Raw genomic sequence first — 14,433 nt, forward strand, 5'->3', positions numbered from 1 at the left:
GGTTGGCAGCACCGGGGTCAACGCACCACCCGCGTCAAGCAATCCTGCCCCGGCACCAACACAGCCGACCCAGCCGGATAGCGGGACGACACCAACTCAGCCCGATAGCGGAACAGAACAGCCGGACAGCGGGACCACTCAGCCGGATACCGGGACCACTCAGCCCGATACCGGGACCACTCAGCCGGACAGCGGGACCACTCAACCCGATAGCGGAACGACACCAACCCAGCCCGATAGCGGCGGCACAGGGGGCGGCAGCAACCTGCTGGCGGTGTGCGATGACTTTATCCTGGACATCGCAGGTTTGCCCGGCAATGGCGAAGCGGATCTTTTGGGGGATGCCTCGGTCGTGAACACGGCTTCTGGCCCGGCCATTCATTTTGACGGGCAGGGCGATGCCGTGAAACTTGGCCGCCTTCAGCAGTTTGAGTCTTCGGATAAGCTGGCGTTTACCGTCGAATTTACCCGCGATCAGGCGGATGGCAGCGAGCAGCGCCTGGTCTGGAACAAGGGCCGCGTGGGTCTGACCCTGGATGATGACGGACTGATTGCGCATGTTCAGAACAATGACGCCAAGTTCAGCAAAGGGTTCCGGGTCGATAATATCGGTCTCAATGACACCGATACTCATCAGATCACACTCATTGTCGATGAAACGGCGGATCGTCTGCAGGTTCTGGTCGACGATGTTCTGGTCCTGGAGGAAACCTCCGTGGATTTCGACTTTGTCGATGCGCATGGTGGCAAGCAATGGGGATGGAACCTCGGCTCAACGCGCAAGTACAACGTGGATGGTGAAATCAGCCACTTTGCCGTTGATGACGACGTTGCCTTCATCGACTCGCCGGTTACACCTGACGATTGGCTGGGCGCCTAAAAATACACTGTCTTGCATGCGTGCAGAGACAGAAAAAAGCGTGTTGGCCGGGTGTAAACTTGCACCCGGCCAAAATAGCATTCAAGGGTATGCGCAGTGTGGACTTGTGCGTTCAGGATAACGGGTTCAGACAGTGCAGAGAGTTTTGGGTTTTTGAGTTATGATTTTATCTGATCGTCACCGCTTTGTGTTCATTCACATACCAAAATGCGCCGGCACATCGGTGCGCAATGCGGTTTTGCCTTTTCACGACGCAGATGTCAGATTTTTGAAAGAGGTCGAGAGCCACCCGGAACTGGGCGAGGTCGATTACCGCCATCTGCCACTTGCGCTTTTGCGTGATCTGGACCCCGAGGCGTTCCGGAAACTGCAGGAATACGAAAGCTATGCTTTGCTGCGCGATCCGTTCCGGCGGTTCCAGTCTGCGATGTCGCAGCGGGCCAAGATGTATCTGGGCAAGGAATTCGCCCAACTCGGCGATGAGGAAATTCGCGGCGAAACCCAAAAGGTCATCGCCTATCTGCAGTCCGGCCCCAAGGTGATCGCGCCCGATTACGTTCACTTTTCGCGGCAGTCCGATTTCATCAGGCTCAATGGGGAACGGCTGGTGCGGCACCTCTACCCGGTCGAGCGTCTTGATCTTCTGGTTCAGGCACTGTCCCGGCATATCGGCACAGACGCGCTGGAAATCGGGCACGCAAACAAGACGACCGTGTTTCGCCATCCGGCCCTGAAACACGCCACATACAAGGGCAGTGCGCTGGCCCGGCGGATTCTGCCGGCCCCGGTGCATGAAACCTTGCGCGTTTCGGCCCGGCGCGTGCTGATGAAACCGGGCAGCGCGCAGCCGCATCCGGTTTTCCACGAATCCGATCTGCAGGACTTTGTGCGGGAATATTACGCCGCTGATATTGCGCTGTATCAGGAGGTTCTGTCAGATGTGGCTGCGTGACTTGAGGTTCGGGTAGAAATTGGAGCGGGCGGGTGCGACCGGTACAGGAATGGCGCATACATCTGGGGGCGCATAAGACAGCGACGACGCATCTGCAGGACACATTGCTCGCGCATCGGGATCAGCTGACGCAAAAGGGCATCGACTATATTCCCAGAGAGGTGTTCGGCCCGCTGCAACGGCGCTATGCCAACCCAAATCACTGGCGGCGGCGGTTCTGGTCCGCGCCGCTGGCCTATCAGTTCCGGCGTCACATCGATGCTTTGCGCAATGGCGCTGAAACGGTCATGCTGTCGGATGAAGACTTGCTTGGATATTCCGACGATCTGCTTGCACCCGGTCTCTACCCGTCGTTTCGCGGTGCGCATCTTGTGAATGCGCTGTCTCGGGGGGCTTCGGTCAAACTCTTTCTCGGTATCCGGGCTTATGACAAGCTGCTGCCATCTGCTTATGCGCAGATGCTGAAGACCTTCGCGCCCAGACCGGAATGGGCATCTCGGATCGGTGACGCAGTTCTTGATGCGCCGCCCAGCTGGCCCGACCTCATCGAGCGGCTTCTGAGTGCTTTTCCCAACGCCAGCCTTCAGGTCTGGCAGCACGAGGAATACCGGGTCCACTGGCAGGAGATTTTGACGGAATTCGCGGGTCGGGATGTCGGAGCTTTCCCGGACTTGCCCCCGCCGGCACGTACGACCTCGCCATCACACGAGGCGATCCGCAAGGCGGAAGATCTGGACAGGTCCCTGTCGGTTCAGGATCGGCGCGCCCGCGTCAAACGCATCTACTACGAAGAACTGCCCGCGGGATCCGGCCGGGCTCCGTTCCACCCATACCGACCCGAGACCGCCGCCGCCCTGCAGCAGAAATATGCGCAGGACCTGCAGCGGATCGAACGTGACTATCCGGGGATGCTGCTCCGGATGCCCTGAGCTGCTGAAAGGTCAAACGGCCTTTGGATGTTTCACAGGCTCGGTTTCATCAACATGCAGCAGAGATTTCGCAATTGCCAGTTTCTGCTCATCCCATTGCCAGCGCAGCTTTTGTACCGGTGCCGCGCCGTTGTCCAGAATGCGGGCTATTCGGGCGATGTCGCGGTTGCGAATGATACAGTCATGGACCAGATGCGGCCCTAAACAACCGATTTTGGGAACTTCACGCCAGGCCCGGCGGAAGGGGCGACGCATGTAGATCAACAGCTCAAAGAGTGTCTGGCACCAGAAATAGAGATGCGGTTTCTGACGGTTTTCCCAGTAGCGGATGCTGTAACTGTACCAGTCCGCCATGATCGGGCTTCCGGGCTCGGAGGCCAGGAACCAGGTTGCAACCTCGCGGGTATATCCGGGCCAGGTGAACCAGCGGGTTTCCGGGGTCCAGAAGAAGGCGAAGAAGCCTCGCTGCCCCACAATCGGCAACCACTCGTCCAGCGGCTTGATGCAGAAGGCCGTCGCGTCCGCCCAGACGCCGCCGTGATCTTTCAGCAGCTTGAAACGGAGGATGTTGGAATAGGATTGAATCGACATTTCTGGCGACAACGGAGGCAGATCGACGAAATCCTTGACCGTATTCCGATCGAGAACACGTATCGTCCAATCCGGGTTTTTTTCCTGCCAGGACGCGATGCACATTTTGACGACTTCCGGCGCCTCGTCGATGCCCTTGTCCCAGAACATCCAGATGTTGCGCGGAATTGTTCGCGGGACTGCGGCTTCAAAGCCATCTGGCTGTTTTTTTCCGATTTTTCGGGTGAGCTTGCGCACCAGGCTGCGGAGCTTTTTAACTTTAACCAGAGATACAAAAAACAAAATCCAAGGGTTTCTCGCCAATTTAATCGCTCCTATCGTCCCCCGCTGGTGTTTTAGCTGCCAATTTGATGTGGCGCCAGACGTCAGTCGAAAAGTGAAATACCATTCACGGACACTGTTGCTTTGCAGGTATAAACTGGAAACAAAACGGTGATTTGATGGCCATTGTTCCAGGCATGATCGGGCGTAAGCGGCGCGATTCAGTTCTGCGTTGCGAGCGGGACGGTGGTGTCGGTATACTCTTATGCGGGTGTCCGGGGCGCATTGGACATCAGAGTGGAACCGAAACGAGCAGCTCATACAGGAAGTGGATGCGTTTTGGTAACGCAGGCAGAAATACAGCATAGGTCACGGAAAGGGCGCGGTGCAAAAAGTACCGGGCCTGCGCTTTTCGTTGTGCCCGCCCTGATCCTTGGCTTTATCCTGCCCTATTATTTTGATGTGGCCGGGCTGCGGCTAGGCGGATACCGCATCATATTGATTTTATTGTTTTTCCCGGCGATCATCCGCTGGCTCGACGGAAGCGACCGGATCCGCGCAATCGATATCCTGATGGTATGTTTTGCGCTGTGGGGCGCGTTGGCCATTCTGGTCAATCACGGATTTTCGCAATGGGAATTTATCGGCATCCGGATCATCGAGACGCTGTCCCCCTACTTCATTGCACGCTGGGTGATCAGGGATGCGGATGCGTTCCGGTTCTTTACCCTCTGGTTGTTTATTGCCGTCCTTCTGATGCTCCCGTTCAGCATTCACCAGAACAATACGAACCGGTCCATCCTGTTGGATTTCTTCGGCAATTTCGGTGATGTTTACCGAACCGTCCAACATGAGCCGAGACTGGGTCTGTATCGCGCACAGGGATCGTTGCCGCATCCGATCCTGTATGGCCTGTTCTGTAGCCCGGTATTTGCCCTGGCGTGGTATGTTCTGGGGTATGACCGGAGCATTTTCTACAAACTCCCAAGAGTGGGCCTTGTTGCTCTGGCCGTATTCTCATCGCTGTCTTCGGGAGCATGGCTGTCGGTGGCGGTACAGTTCGCACTGATGATGTGGTCGACGGTTCTTGCCGCGGTCAAAAAGAAATGGAACCTGCTGCTTTATATGTTTGCGGGCATGTACGTGTTCATTGAAATTTTTTCGAACCGGTCTCCGGCACAGATATTTGCATCATATTTGACGTTGAAGCCGTCAACGGCATGGAACCGGATTCACATCTTCAACAACGTCACCGATGACATCATGCGCAACCCTGTGTTTGGCATTGGTCTGAATGACTGGACCCGCCCGAGATGGATGCTTGCGAGTGTGGATAATTTCTGGCTGGTGCTTGCGATGCGCAATGGCATCCTGGGGTTTGTGTTGTTGCTGGCCCCGGTCATTCTGATTTTTCGCGATGTCGGTCGGGCACCTCTGACCGGCAGGCTGGCAAGTTATCGGCTGGGGTACCTTTTTTCACTGGCTGGCATGTGCGTTGCGGCCATTTCAGTGCACCTGTGGGACGCGATCTTCTGTCTGCTGATGTTCATTCTGGGGGCGGGCATCTGGTTCATTGATGCCAGGGACGAAAGCGATGTGGAGCAGTCAGAGCCTGTATCCGGGCGCGAGCGGCGGATCAGGTATACCCGGTTTGAATAAGATGAGGGATGCCAGCCAGATGACGGTTCAGGACAGCAAGGTGATGACGGATGCCGGTCTGGGGCATAAACCGAAACGCTCGCGGTTGCGCAAGAAGGTTACTCAGGTTCCCATTTCGATCCGCAAGAATTACGGGCTGCTGAAGAATCCGGAATTCTGGCAGATGCTGCCGCTGCTGCTGGTTTGCAGGTTCAGTGAACGGGCCTTTGCCAAAAGCCGGACCAGGATCTTTGTCGGAACGCACCACAAGGCCATGACCACCTATTTCAAGGCGGTGCTCAAGCTGCTGGCTCTTGGACTTGGGGTGCGGTTCGAGGATATTTCCAAGGGTCCTCCGAAACCGGAAACCCGTGTTTTCCTGTCGCCGCACAGCCGGACGCCTCTGGCCGAGATCGGACCGTATCGGGGGATACATATCATGCGCGATCCGCGCGACATGATCGTATCGTCCTATCACTACCATCTGTGGACCAACGAACTCTGGGCCCATGTGCCGGACGAGACCGGCAAGACCTATCAGGAAAAACTGCAGGCTGCCGGAAAGACCGAAGGGCTGTTCATGGAGATCCGCCACTTCATCTATTTCAGCCGCGAGAATCTTGAGAACTGGGATCTGTCCAACCCGGATGTTCTCGAAGTGCAGTATGGTGATCTGATGGGCCCCCGCCGGGACGAAATCTATGCGGAGATTTTCGCGTTCCTCGGGCTGACCGGCAGGGCGCATGAGCTGGGTGTCCGGCTGATGCGTCTGTTCGAGGCGGGCAAGCGCAGCAAGGTGTCCGCGACGAAACCAAATGAACGCGCGCATATCCGCAGTGGCCGCAGCGGCCAGTGGAAGGATGAACTGGAGCCCGAACATATCGCTTATATCGAGCAGGAGCTCGGGCATATTCTGGACAAGTTCGGGTATGCCCGATCAGGTTAACGGCAAAAGCCGCTTCTTTGTCATTCCAAGCGTACGGCGCAACCGCTTTGCCGGCGGCATACGGCCAGCCAGAATGTCGTCGAACTGAGCTGGTGTCATATCGCCACGCAGGGACGTGCGGGCGCGCAGGAAGCTGTGGTCGTTCATTCGTCCTGCATCGCTGGAAAATGCGACCGTATATCCGTTGCGGCGCAGCGCGCGCAGGACACGGGCGTTGTACAGGCCAAAGGGGATGCCCGCCTCGGTAACGGGCAGGCCGCAAATGTCCTGCAGTACACTGCGGGATTGCCCAAGCTCCCGGTCGAGCGCATCCTGATCCAGCCCCGGCCAGCCGACATGCGCGATGCCATGGCTGCCAATACGCATCCCCGCATCCAGCAGGGTCGAAATGTGGCTACGACCCAGGGACCCGGGCTGGTCCAGCCGTCCGGTCAGCACAAAGAAACTTGCGGATAACCCCCGTTCGGCCAAAGCCGGAAGTGCGATGTCATAATCCGACAGGTTGCCATCATCGAAGGTCAGAACAAAGGTCTGCGGATCAGGGGCTGCGGCGACGCGATCAAGAACTGCCGTAAACTGCGCCTCGGACAACCAATAGGGGGCCTCATCCTTTTCGAGGTCGCGGGCCGGAGAGCCAATGCCGTGAAAATTGAGACCGATCCGTCGTGCCATCTCAGCGCTTCAGCCTCCCGTGCAGCGTTTCGGCCAGGCCGATCAGGCTTGCCATGGGGCCCTTGGGCCAGGCCTCGAAGGGTCCTGCGGCCGTGGTGTCGGTGCCGCCGGTGCGCAACTTGAAACGGGTGACGCTGGGATTTGCATCCTGATCTATGCCACCCAGATCAAAACACCTGATCCCATGTTCCCGGCAATGCAACATGGCGTGCCACATCAGATAGTGCCCGGCATTGAGCTTGCGCCCCGCGTCCGAGGTTGCCCCGAACAGATAGACAGCGTTTGTGCCGGTGCGCCCGATGGTCATTGCGCCGATATCGGCACCGTCCTTGCGCGCGATCAGAACGTCGTGCTCGAAATCCGGCCCCGCGAGCGGATAGTAGAAATCCGGCGGAATATCGGGCTGGAATCCCTTGGCAGCCTGTACCTGTTCGTAAAGCTTGTGAAATCGCCCGGACAGGTCCGAAATCGGGCCGGTCTCAAACTCCATTCCCGTTTTCAGCGCATTGCGCAGCGGATTGCGCCATTTGCCGTGCAGGGCGCGCATCAGGGTATCGTCGTCCTGATCGGGGTCGATCAGAACCGTCCGGTATGAGCTTGCCCGTTCGGAGGGCAGAAACCCTGCCCCTGTTATTGCGTCGTCTGAGGGGGAGGCCATGACCGGGAAGCGCAGGCGCAGGACATGACCGCTTGCATGTACGTGCTGGCGCAGGTCCGAGAGGATTGCGCGGATCATGGCTGCATCGGGGGCGTCGCCCCCCTTGGGGTGGATCAATGGCCCGGCGGCAATCCAGGCGACCCCGCGTTTCAGAACCGGAACCCGCTTGATCCTGAGGCATGCCGCAGCCACCGGTGTTCCCTGCGTATCATGCAGGCTGACAAATTCGGCGGTTGCCCCTATGCGCCTGGCTGCGGCCTCCGCATAGGTCAGGCTTTGTTCATAGGTGAGGTCTTCGAACCCGCCGCTGAGGCGGGGCCAGTCTTCCGCCTCGACCCGGCGCAGAGAGAGAGTGCCAGCCCCCATCAGATCGCCGCGGTTTCCGCACGGGGGGTCAGCATCCGGTCCAAAGCGGCCTCTTCTTCCGCTTCAAGCGGTTTGGAGGCCCGCAGGGTGAACTGTTCGGGAACCGGCCCCTCGGGGCGTGGCGTGGCCGGTACGCCGTGTTGTTCCAGGAATGCCGCAACACTGGTCAGGATGCGTTTCGGGTCGGCGCAAAGCGCCTCGTATTCGACCTGTAAATGCCTGTCTGATCCGATATGGGCGCAATCGCGTTCAATATCATTGGCAACGCCGACAACCTGCCGGCAGGCGCGTTCGATGTCGGTATCACCACCTGCATTCGAGGGGCGGACGGACCACCATTCCTCATGGTCCCGCTCGGGTCCCTTGTTTCGCCTTTGGGCCCGGATGATGGATCTGGCCGTGTCCCTGGCATCACGGCGCACTTCGATGAAAAGGCAACCGGGAAACAACGCGTCCAGCAATCGCACACGATTTGAATTCATCACGTTCTTGTTGATGAACGGAGCGTCCGACAAGGCCGACATGCCGGCCAGCGTTGCCCTGATTTCCTCGACGGGCAGGGACGTAAGGTGCCGTTCATCCACCCAGGGGCCGTCCTCGAGCCATCGCTGCCAGATCCAGCCGCCTTCATTCGGGGCAGCCCACCCCGAAATGTGACCATAGTCGCTTTGGTAGACAGGCGTGTGATCTGAGATCAGTTTCCCTCCGATCCGGGTGGCGGCCAGAGGGGTTTTGTAGAACCGGTGTGCGAGGTTGGAGAAAAAGGAAAAATCGAAGCCGGTTGCCATAAGCTCGTAAAACAGCGAGGTGCCGGATCGGGGGGCGCCGAGAATGAAGACATGCGGCCACCGTGCGGCCGGTTGCCGTGCAAGCATCCGGCGTTCAAGCGGGGTGAGAACGGTGTGGACAATGCCGCGCAACACGGGCTTCGCCATGCTCTTCATGTCATCATGTCCGGGGCGGGTTGCGGCGGCACCTGCCCCTGCGGAGGTCTGATCAGGGCCCCCAGCAAGAACGCAAGCCGCGCCCGCCAGGCCCGGGCGCCTGTGTGGCGGGGCTTTATCAGGCTTACGGGCAGGAACCAGACACCCCGCAGCAGATCACCGATTGTCATGAGGCCGGTTCCCAACCACGCGATCAGGGGGCCACGCGAGAAGCGCAGAAACAGAATATGCCCCCTGGCGATTTCAACGGATTTCCAGGGCGAGGTCTGCCCGGTGGAAACCGCGCCGTAGTGCAGAAGCCGGATATCCGGATTGTAGCGCACTTTCAGACCGGCCTGCCGGACCCGCCAGCACCATTCGGATTCCTCGCTATACATGAAAAAGCGGTCATTCATCACACCGACAGCGTCGATGATGGTCCTTGGCACCATCATGAAACACCCGGCGACGACATCGACATCCTGTACGGTGTCGCGGGCGCGCGAGGCATAGCGCTGATCTCCGAACATGCGGGTTTTGCGGATGATGCGGTTCGGTACCAGAATGTTCCAGAACAGGCTGCTCAGGGAAACCTGACGGAACAGGGTGGGTTGTTGTGCACCGTTTTCAAGTGAGACATGCCCGCCGAGGATGCCAATATCGGGATTGTTTTCCAGATATGAGACGGCGCGTTCGAGCGTTCCGTCATAGACCTGCGCATCCGGGTTGAGGATCAGCAGATAGCGTCCCCGCGCCTGCCGGATGCCGATATTGTTGCCCCAGGCATAGCCGCCATTATGCCCCGCCGCCAGGATCCTCGCTTCGGGAAAGGCCGTCCGCAAGGCAGTGACGCTGTCATCGCTTGAATCGTTGTCGACGACAATGACTTCGAGGTTCAGACCCCCGCAATGATCCAGCACGGACTGTACTGCCTTGGACGTCACATCACGGGTGTTGTAATTCACGATTATGACACTGAGATCCAGTTCAGGACGGGCGGGCGGCGTATCGGAAACCGATGATTCCGGCTTCTGACCGTTTTGCTCGTGTTCCATCCTGTCCGGTTCTCTGGCTATGTACATCGAATGATCTGTCACAATTTACTAGTTTAACTCACAGGGTCCCGGCCTGGGATCGGTCTAACGCTGCTTTGCCGGTTTTGAATCCAAGTAATGCTTCAGAAGGCGCTTTGGAAACTTAAGCAGGACTTTTTCAACGCCGTCGGGCTGACCGACAAGCAGCCAAAGCAGCAGATGCGTTGCGATATATGTGAACGTTCCCGCCAGCACCTTTGTCAGGAAGATGACAAGCAGCCTTGGGACGTCATCCCAGGAATCGAAAGCCCAGCCAACATGGGCGGGTGTTCCAAACGCGCTGCCAATGAACAGAACCACCGCAACCATGGCAAGACACGAGATGATGCTTCTCCAGGCCACGGTCAGCGGGCCGAAGAAAGTCCGGGTTCCGTGTCGCTTGGCGATCGTCAGTGTCATTGCAATGGCGGCAACGCTTGCCGCACCAGCGGCGATCAGTGCGCCGGTGAAACCGAAATTGACGCCGACCAACATGAAAATGCACACCAGCATCAACAGAACGGAATTTCGGACAAACAGGAGTTTCGTTGATCCTTCGACATAAGCTGCCGCCCGAACATTGGCCTGCAGGGTCTCAAGGGCCTTGAGCGGAGCCAGGACCCATATCACCTGCGTGGCCGCAAGCCATTTGAAGCCAAAGACAACAAGGATGATGTGATTGGCGACCAAAGCCATGCCGACGGACATGGGCAGTACGATCGCGATGAGTAGTTCGTTCAGCCGGATAAACGCTTCGTCCTTGCGGTCCGTATGGCGGGCGATATCTGCAAGACCCGGATAGATTACCCGCTGCATGGGTGCAAAAAGCTGGGTTGTCACCAGCGTACTGATGCGGTTTCCAAGCCGGAAAATCCCGGCATCTGCCAGCCCCAGGGTCGCGCCGATAATCAGTTGCGGCATGTTCTTGGAAAAGAACTGCGCGATCTGGGCGCCCAGGGACCAGGTGGAGAACGACAGGCTGTCGCGCCACCGCGCCAGCGACAACCGCGGCACCATCGGGGCCATGCTGAATGTCCAGACGCCGCGGGCTGTCAGGGCGCAGAAGTTGGCAACGACAATTGCCCAGAAGTCGCGCCAGATCCAGGCAAGGGCAATCGCGGTAACCGAATAGATGACCCGAATGAGAGTTTCTTCGCCCGCCGCATAACCAAAGCGAAGCGTTCTTTCAAAAAGTATGAAACGCGGGCTTCTGAAGGCGACCGTAATGGCCAGCAGGCAAAGTGCGGGCGTAAGCTGAACCAGTTCAGGGATACCGATAAGGGCAACCAGAGGCCGGGACGCGTAGAACAGAAGTGCGACCGTCACCCCAAATATCACCTGAAAGGTGAAAATGGTCTCAAGGTGGTCCTGTGTGACGTCATCCAGCCGGATCAGCACAATGGCGATCTGGCGTTGCAGCATCTCCAGAAAGGCCGTCGCAATCAGAAAATACGCGGCCACACCGAAATCTTCCGGCGTCAGAAGCCGTGCCGTAATGGCCAGCGTGACCAACCCAAGCCCCTGCCGAAACAAGCCCGAAGCAAGCAGAGTCGCCGCACCCACCGCCAGGGCGGAGCTGCGGTTTGACCTTGGTTCATTAGGGTGTTCCAAAAGCGCTATCTTTCCATTTTGGAGACAAATACCAGCATAGCAGACAAATGTTTCGCTTTCCTCTTTCGCCAAGGCTGCGCCTGAACATACGGAGTCGCCGCACTGGTAAACCGGTGATTGAGTTGATATTCAAACGAATGTTGGTGCGTTGCGAGTGGAAATTGCATGATTTTCGTTTTGAGTCAGAATGTTGAACCGATTTCTAATGTGCACCCTTGTTCCGTGTCAAAAAAATGCAGCACTTTGCAGGGTAATTTTTTTGTAAGTTTCCCAGATTGATCTCTGATTGTGCAAGGGCGCTTAATACAGGGCACCTGATATTTGTATGAGCAGCAGCAGGAACGCCACCTGCCAGTTTTAAAACGGTAAAGCAGTATGAAGATTGCGATTTTTGGCCTGGGGTATGTGGGGTTCACGGCAGCCTGCTGTCTGGCCCGCGAAGGGCATGAGGTGGTCGGCGTCGATGTGAATGCCGACAAGGTTTCCGAAATCAACGCCGGGCAGCCTCCGATCAAGGAACCCAAGGTGGCCGATCTGCTGACGGATGCGCTTGGCCGGAACCTGATCCGCGCGGTGGTTGAAATGCCGGATCTGTCCGATGTCGATCTGGCCATCGTCTGTGTCGGCACGCCCAGCTCGACCGACGGCTCGCACAACATGAATTTCGTGGCCGAGGTGACACGCCAGATCGCCAGGGCCGTCTCGCCCGACCGCGCGCGGCCCCTGACGGTGGCCTATCGCTCTACCTTCCGTCCCGGTACCGTCCGCCAGTTGATCGAGCCGATTTTCCGCAGCACTCTGGGCGACCGGACCGCGCAGGCGGTCGAGATCGTCTATAACCCGGAATTCCTGCGCGAGGCGTCAGCGGTGGATGATTTCTTCAGCCCGCCCAAGATCGTCGTCGGCACAAGTGACGGCGGCCGGTCCGAGGTGATGGATGAGATGCACGAAGGACTGGATGCGCCGGTTTTCTACACCGCCTATGAAGAGGCCGAGATCACCAAGTTCGTCGACAACACCTGGCACGCGACCAAGGTGGCCTTTGCCAACGAGGTTGGCCGCATCTGCCAGCAGATGGGAGTTTCGGCGAAGACCATGCACGAGATTTTCGTCTCGGACACCAAGCTGAACATCTCGGCCTATTACACGCGCCCCGGGGGGGCGTTTGGGGGGTCCTGCCTGCCCAAGGACGTCCGCGCGCTGCAGCATATCGCGGGCGAGGTGGGCGCGCATACGCATCTGATCGACAGCCTGCTGCGCACCAACGAGGCGCACAAGACCCATCAGGTGCAGAACATCATGGCACGGTTGCCCGAAGGGGGCCGGGTCCTGATGGCGGGGCTGGCCTTCAAGGCCGAGACCGACGATCTGCGCGAAAGCCCGAATGTCGACATCGCCCGCCGGCTGCTGCAGGGAGGGTATCAGTTGTCGGTCTACGACCCCGCCATCAGGCCCGCCGATCTGCGCGGTCAGAACCTGGGCTATACCTTTACCCACCTGCCGACGGTGGGCAGCCTGCTGGTCGATCGCGCCACAGCCGAGGCCGGGCCATGGGACTTGGTGATCGGCTCGAACCGGATCATCAACGAGCTGAACCTGGGCGATACAGAGGTGGTGCGAACCTATGAATATGACTAGCCCCGTGCCCGCCGTTCAGCCGGTTTCGTTCGAGGAGCTGCGCCAGAGCCAGCCTCTGAAAGGGCTGAAGGTTCTGATCGTGGTCGAGAACCTGCCGGTGCCCTTCGACCGCCGCGTCTGGATGGAGGCGCGCACGCTGGCCGCCGCAGGCGCGCTGGTCTCGGTCATCTGTCCCACCGGCAAGGGGCATGAGGAACGTGTGTGGGAAGACGAGGGCATTAAGGTCTATCGCCACCCGCTGCCGTTGGATGCCAGTGGCGCGCTGGGGTATCTGCTGGAATATGGCGCGGCGCTGTTCTGGGAAAGCTGGCTGGCGCTGAAGATCAAGTTCACGCGCGGCTTTCACGTCATCCATGGCTGCAACCCGCCCGATCTGATCTTTCTGGTGGCGCTGCCCTTCAAGCTGTTTGGCGTGCGCTATCTGTTCGATCACCACGACATCAACCCCGAGCTTTATGAGGCCAAGTTCAACAAGCGCGGGTTCTTCTGGAAGCTGATGAAGACGTTCGAGCGGCTGACTTTTGCCTCGGCGCGGGTGTCGATTGCGACCAATGAAAGCTATCGCAAGATTGCCATCGAACGCGGCGGCATGGCGCCCGAGGATGTCTTTGTCGTCCGTTCCGGCCCCGACCTCAGCCGGTTGCAGCACCTGCCGCCGAACCCCGCCTGGCGCAATGGTCGGAAGTATATGGTGGGTTATGTCGGTGTGATGGGGGATCAGGAGGGTATCGACCTGCTGCTGGAATCCGTGGCGCATCTGGTGCAGGTGCAGGGCCGCGATGATATCCAGTTCTGCCTTGTCGGCGGTGGCCCCAGCCTTGAGAAGCTGCAACAGCAATCGGTCGATATGGGCCTGTCGGACTACGTCACCTTCACTGGCCGGGCCCCGGACCATGATCTGTTCGAAATCCTGTCGACCGCCGATGTCTGCGTGAACCCGGACCGGGTGAACGAGATGAACGACAAGTCCACCATGAACAAGATCCTCGAATACATGGCGTTCGAAAAGCCCATCGTTCAGTTCGACGTGACCGAAGGGCGATTTTCGGCGCAGGAGGCTTCGCTTTATGCAAAGGCCAACGATCCGGTGGATATGGCGGACAGGATCGCCGAATTGCTGGCGGATGATGAACGGCGGGCCGTCATGGGCCGCTATGGCCGCGCCCGGGTCGAATCCGAGATGGCCTGGCCGCATCAGGTGCCCGCGCTGATCGCGGCCTACAAGCGGATCTGGAAGGGTTAGAGCGCAATCCGAAAAGTGGGAACCGGTTTTCGGATCACATTGCGCGTCACTT

The 14,433-nt window shown here is 58.5% G+C and carries 12 protein-coding genes and 1 pseudogene; 7 read left to right on the forward strand and 6 right to left on the reverse strand.

Annotated features, from left to right (window positions below; all coding sequences use genetic code 11):
- The 3 genes and pseudogenes from ACR1XU_RS20830 to ACR1XU_RS20840 form a co-directional block, all read left to right on the forward strand.
- A pseudogene (locus tag ACR1XU_RS20830) lies at positions 1 to 880 on the forward strand (hypothetical protein); the annotation flags it as partial.
- 160 nt (positions 881 to 1,040) lie between these two features.
- The gene (locus tag ACR1XU_RS20835; RefSeq protein WP_170817325.1) at positions 1,041 to 1,832 is read left to right on the forward strand and encodes a sulfotransferase family 2 domain-containing protein; all 792 of its coding nucleotides are present in this window, start codon (positions 1,041 to 1,043) and stop codon (positions 1,830 to 1,832) included.
- A 32-nt stretch (positions 1,833 to 1,864) separates the two neighbouring features.
- A complete protein-coding gene (locus ACR1XU_RS20840) occupies positions 1,865 to 2,761 on the forward strand; it encodes a hypothetical protein (RefSeq protein WP_480915660.1) in 897 nt (298 codons plus the stop codon).
- Positions 2,762 to 2,773: 12 nt separating this feature from the next.
- On the opposite strand, the gene ACR1XU_RS20845 is transcribed toward ACR1XU_RS20840, so the two are convergent.
- On the reverse strand, positions 2,774 to 3,979 hold the full coding sequence (locus ACR1XU_RS20845; protein ID WP_480915661.1) for a capsular polysaccharide synthesis protein: 1,206 nt from the start codon (positions 3,977 to 3,979) through the stop codon (positions 2,774 to 2,776).
- A 51-nt stretch (positions 3,980 to 4,030) separates the two neighbouring features.
- Between ACR1XU_RS20845 and ACR1XU_RS20850 the strand changes: the two genes are divergently transcribed.
- Together ACR1XU_RS20850 and ACR1XU_RS20855 are read left to right on the forward strand one after the other, a co-directional pair.
- Positions 4,031 to 5,272 carry an O-antigen ligase family protein gene (locus ACR1XU_RS20850; RefSeq protein WP_480915662.1) on the forward strand — a complete coding sequence of 414 codons (1,242 nt, stop codon included), beginning with the start codon at positions 4,031 to 4,033 and terminating at the stop codon, positions 5,270 to 5,272.
- Position 5,273: 1 nt separating this feature from the next.
- Positions 5,274 to 6,197, forward strand: coding sequence for a sulfotransferase domain-containing protein (locus ACR1XU_RS20855; protein WP_480536782.1), 924 nt, complete (start codon positions 5,274 to 5,276; stop codon positions 6,195 to 6,197).
- Here the strand turns inward: ACR1XU_RS20855 and ACR1XU_RS20860 are convergent.
- Genes ACR1XU_RS20860 through ACR1XU_RS20880 form a run of 5 tightly spaced genes read right to left on the reverse strand, consistent with a single transcriptional unit; the run spans position 6,189 to position 11,452 of the window.
- Positions 6,189 to 6,869, reverse strand: coding sequence for a polysaccharide deacetylase family protein (locus ACR1XU_RS20860; protein WP_480915663.1), 681 nt, complete (start codon positions 6,867 to 6,869; stop codon positions 6,189 to 6,191). The genes ACR1XU_RS20855 and ACR1XU_RS20860 overlap by 9 nt on opposite strands.
- A 1-nt stretch (position 6,870) precedes the next feature.
- On the reverse strand, positions 6,871 to 7,893 hold the full coding sequence (locus tag ACR1XU_RS20865; protein WP_480915664.1) for a lipid II:glycine glycyltransferase FemX: 1,023 nt from the start codon (positions 7,891 to 7,893) through the stop codon (positions 6,871 to 6,873).
- Positions 7,893 to 8,828 carry a sulfotransferase gene (locus tag ACR1XU_RS20870; RefSeq protein ID WP_480915665.1) on the reverse strand — a complete coding sequence of 312 codons (936 nt, stop codon included), beginning with the start codon at positions 8,826 to 8,828 and terminating at the stop codon, positions 7,893 to 7,895. Before ACR1XU_RS20870 ends, ACR1XU_RS20865 begins: the two co-directional genes overlap by 1 nt.
- Positions 8,829 to 8,833: 5 nt before the next feature.
- Positions 8,834 to 9,898 (reverse strand): glycosyltransferase family 2 protein, encoded by a 1,065-nt coding sequence (locus tag ACR1XU_RS20875; protein WP_480915666.1) that lies wholly within the window; start codon positions 9,896 to 9,898, stop codon positions 8,834 to 8,836.
- A 57-nt stretch (positions 9,899 to 9,955) separates the two neighbouring features.
- A complete protein-coding gene (locus ACR1XU_RS20880; RefSeq protein ID WP_480814006.1) occupies positions 9,956 to 11,452 on the reverse strand; it encodes an oligosaccharide flippase family protein in 1,497 nt (498 codons plus the stop codon).
- 423 nt (positions 11,453 to 11,875) lie between these two features.
- Here ACR1XU_RS20880 and ACR1XU_RS20885 point away from each other — a divergent pair, with 423 nt between their 5' ends.
- Both ACR1XU_RS20885 and ACR1XU_RS20890 read left to right on the forward strand, forming a co-directional pair.
- Positions 11,876 to 13,138 (forward strand): nucleotide sugar dehydrogenase, encoded by a 1,263-nt coding sequence (locus ACR1XU_RS20885; protein ID WP_170682279.1) that lies wholly within the window; start codon positions 11,876 to 11,878, stop codon positions 13,136 to 13,138.
- Positions 13,125 to 14,381 (forward strand): glycosyltransferase family 4 protein, encoded by a 1,257-nt coding sequence (locus ACR1XU_RS20890; RefSeq protein WP_480814004.1) that lies wholly within the window; start codon positions 13,125 to 13,127, stop codon positions 14,379 to 14,381. The genes ACR1XU_RS20885 and ACR1XU_RS20890 overlap by 14 nt, the downstream gene beginning before the upstream one ends.
- The last annotated feature ends 52 nt before the right edge of the window (positions 14,382 to 14,433 follow it).

It is taken from the genome of Ruegeria sp. D1(2025) (genome assembly GCF_056536425.1).

Bases quoted from the DNA above. Each gene is read 5' to 3' on its own strand.
- ACR1XU_RS20885 (WP_170682279.1), top strand. From the start codon at position 11,876: ATGAAGATTGCGATTTTTGGCCTGGGGTATGTGGGGTTCACGGCAGCC.
- ACR1XU_RS20845 (WP_480915661.1), bottom strand. From the start codon at position 3,979: ATGCTGTATTTCTGCCTGCGTTACCAAAACGCATCCACTTCCTGTATG.
- ACR1XU_RS20835 (WP_170817325.1), top strand. From the start codon at position 1,041: ATGATTTTATCTGATCGTCACCGCTTTGTGTTCATTCACATACCAAAA.
- ACR1XU_RS20865 (WP_480915664.1), bottom strand. From the start codon at position 7,893: ATGGGGGCTGGCACTCTCTCTCTGCGCCGGGTCGAGGCGGAAGACTGG.
- ACR1XU_RS20870 (WP_480915665.1), bottom strand. From the start codon at position 8,828: ATGGCGAAGCCCGTGTTGCGCGGCATTGTCCACACCGTTCTCACCCCG.
- ACR1XU_RS20860 (WP_480915663.1), bottom strand. From the start codon at position 6,869: ATGGCACGACGGATCGGTCTCAATTTTCACGGCATTGGCTCTCCGGCC.
- ACR1XU_RS20875 (WP_480915666.1), bottom strand. From the start codon at position 9,898: ATGTACATAGCCAGAGAACCGGACAGGATGGAACACGAGCAAAACGGT.
- ACR1XU_RS20855 (WP_480536782.1), top strand. From the start codon at position 5,274: ATGAGGGATGCCAGCCAGATGACGGTTCAGGACAGCAAGGTGATGACG.
- ACR1XU_RS20890 (WP_480814004.1), top strand. From the start codon at position 13,125: ATGAATATGACTAGCCCCGTGCCCGCCGTTCAGCCGGTTTCGTTCGAG.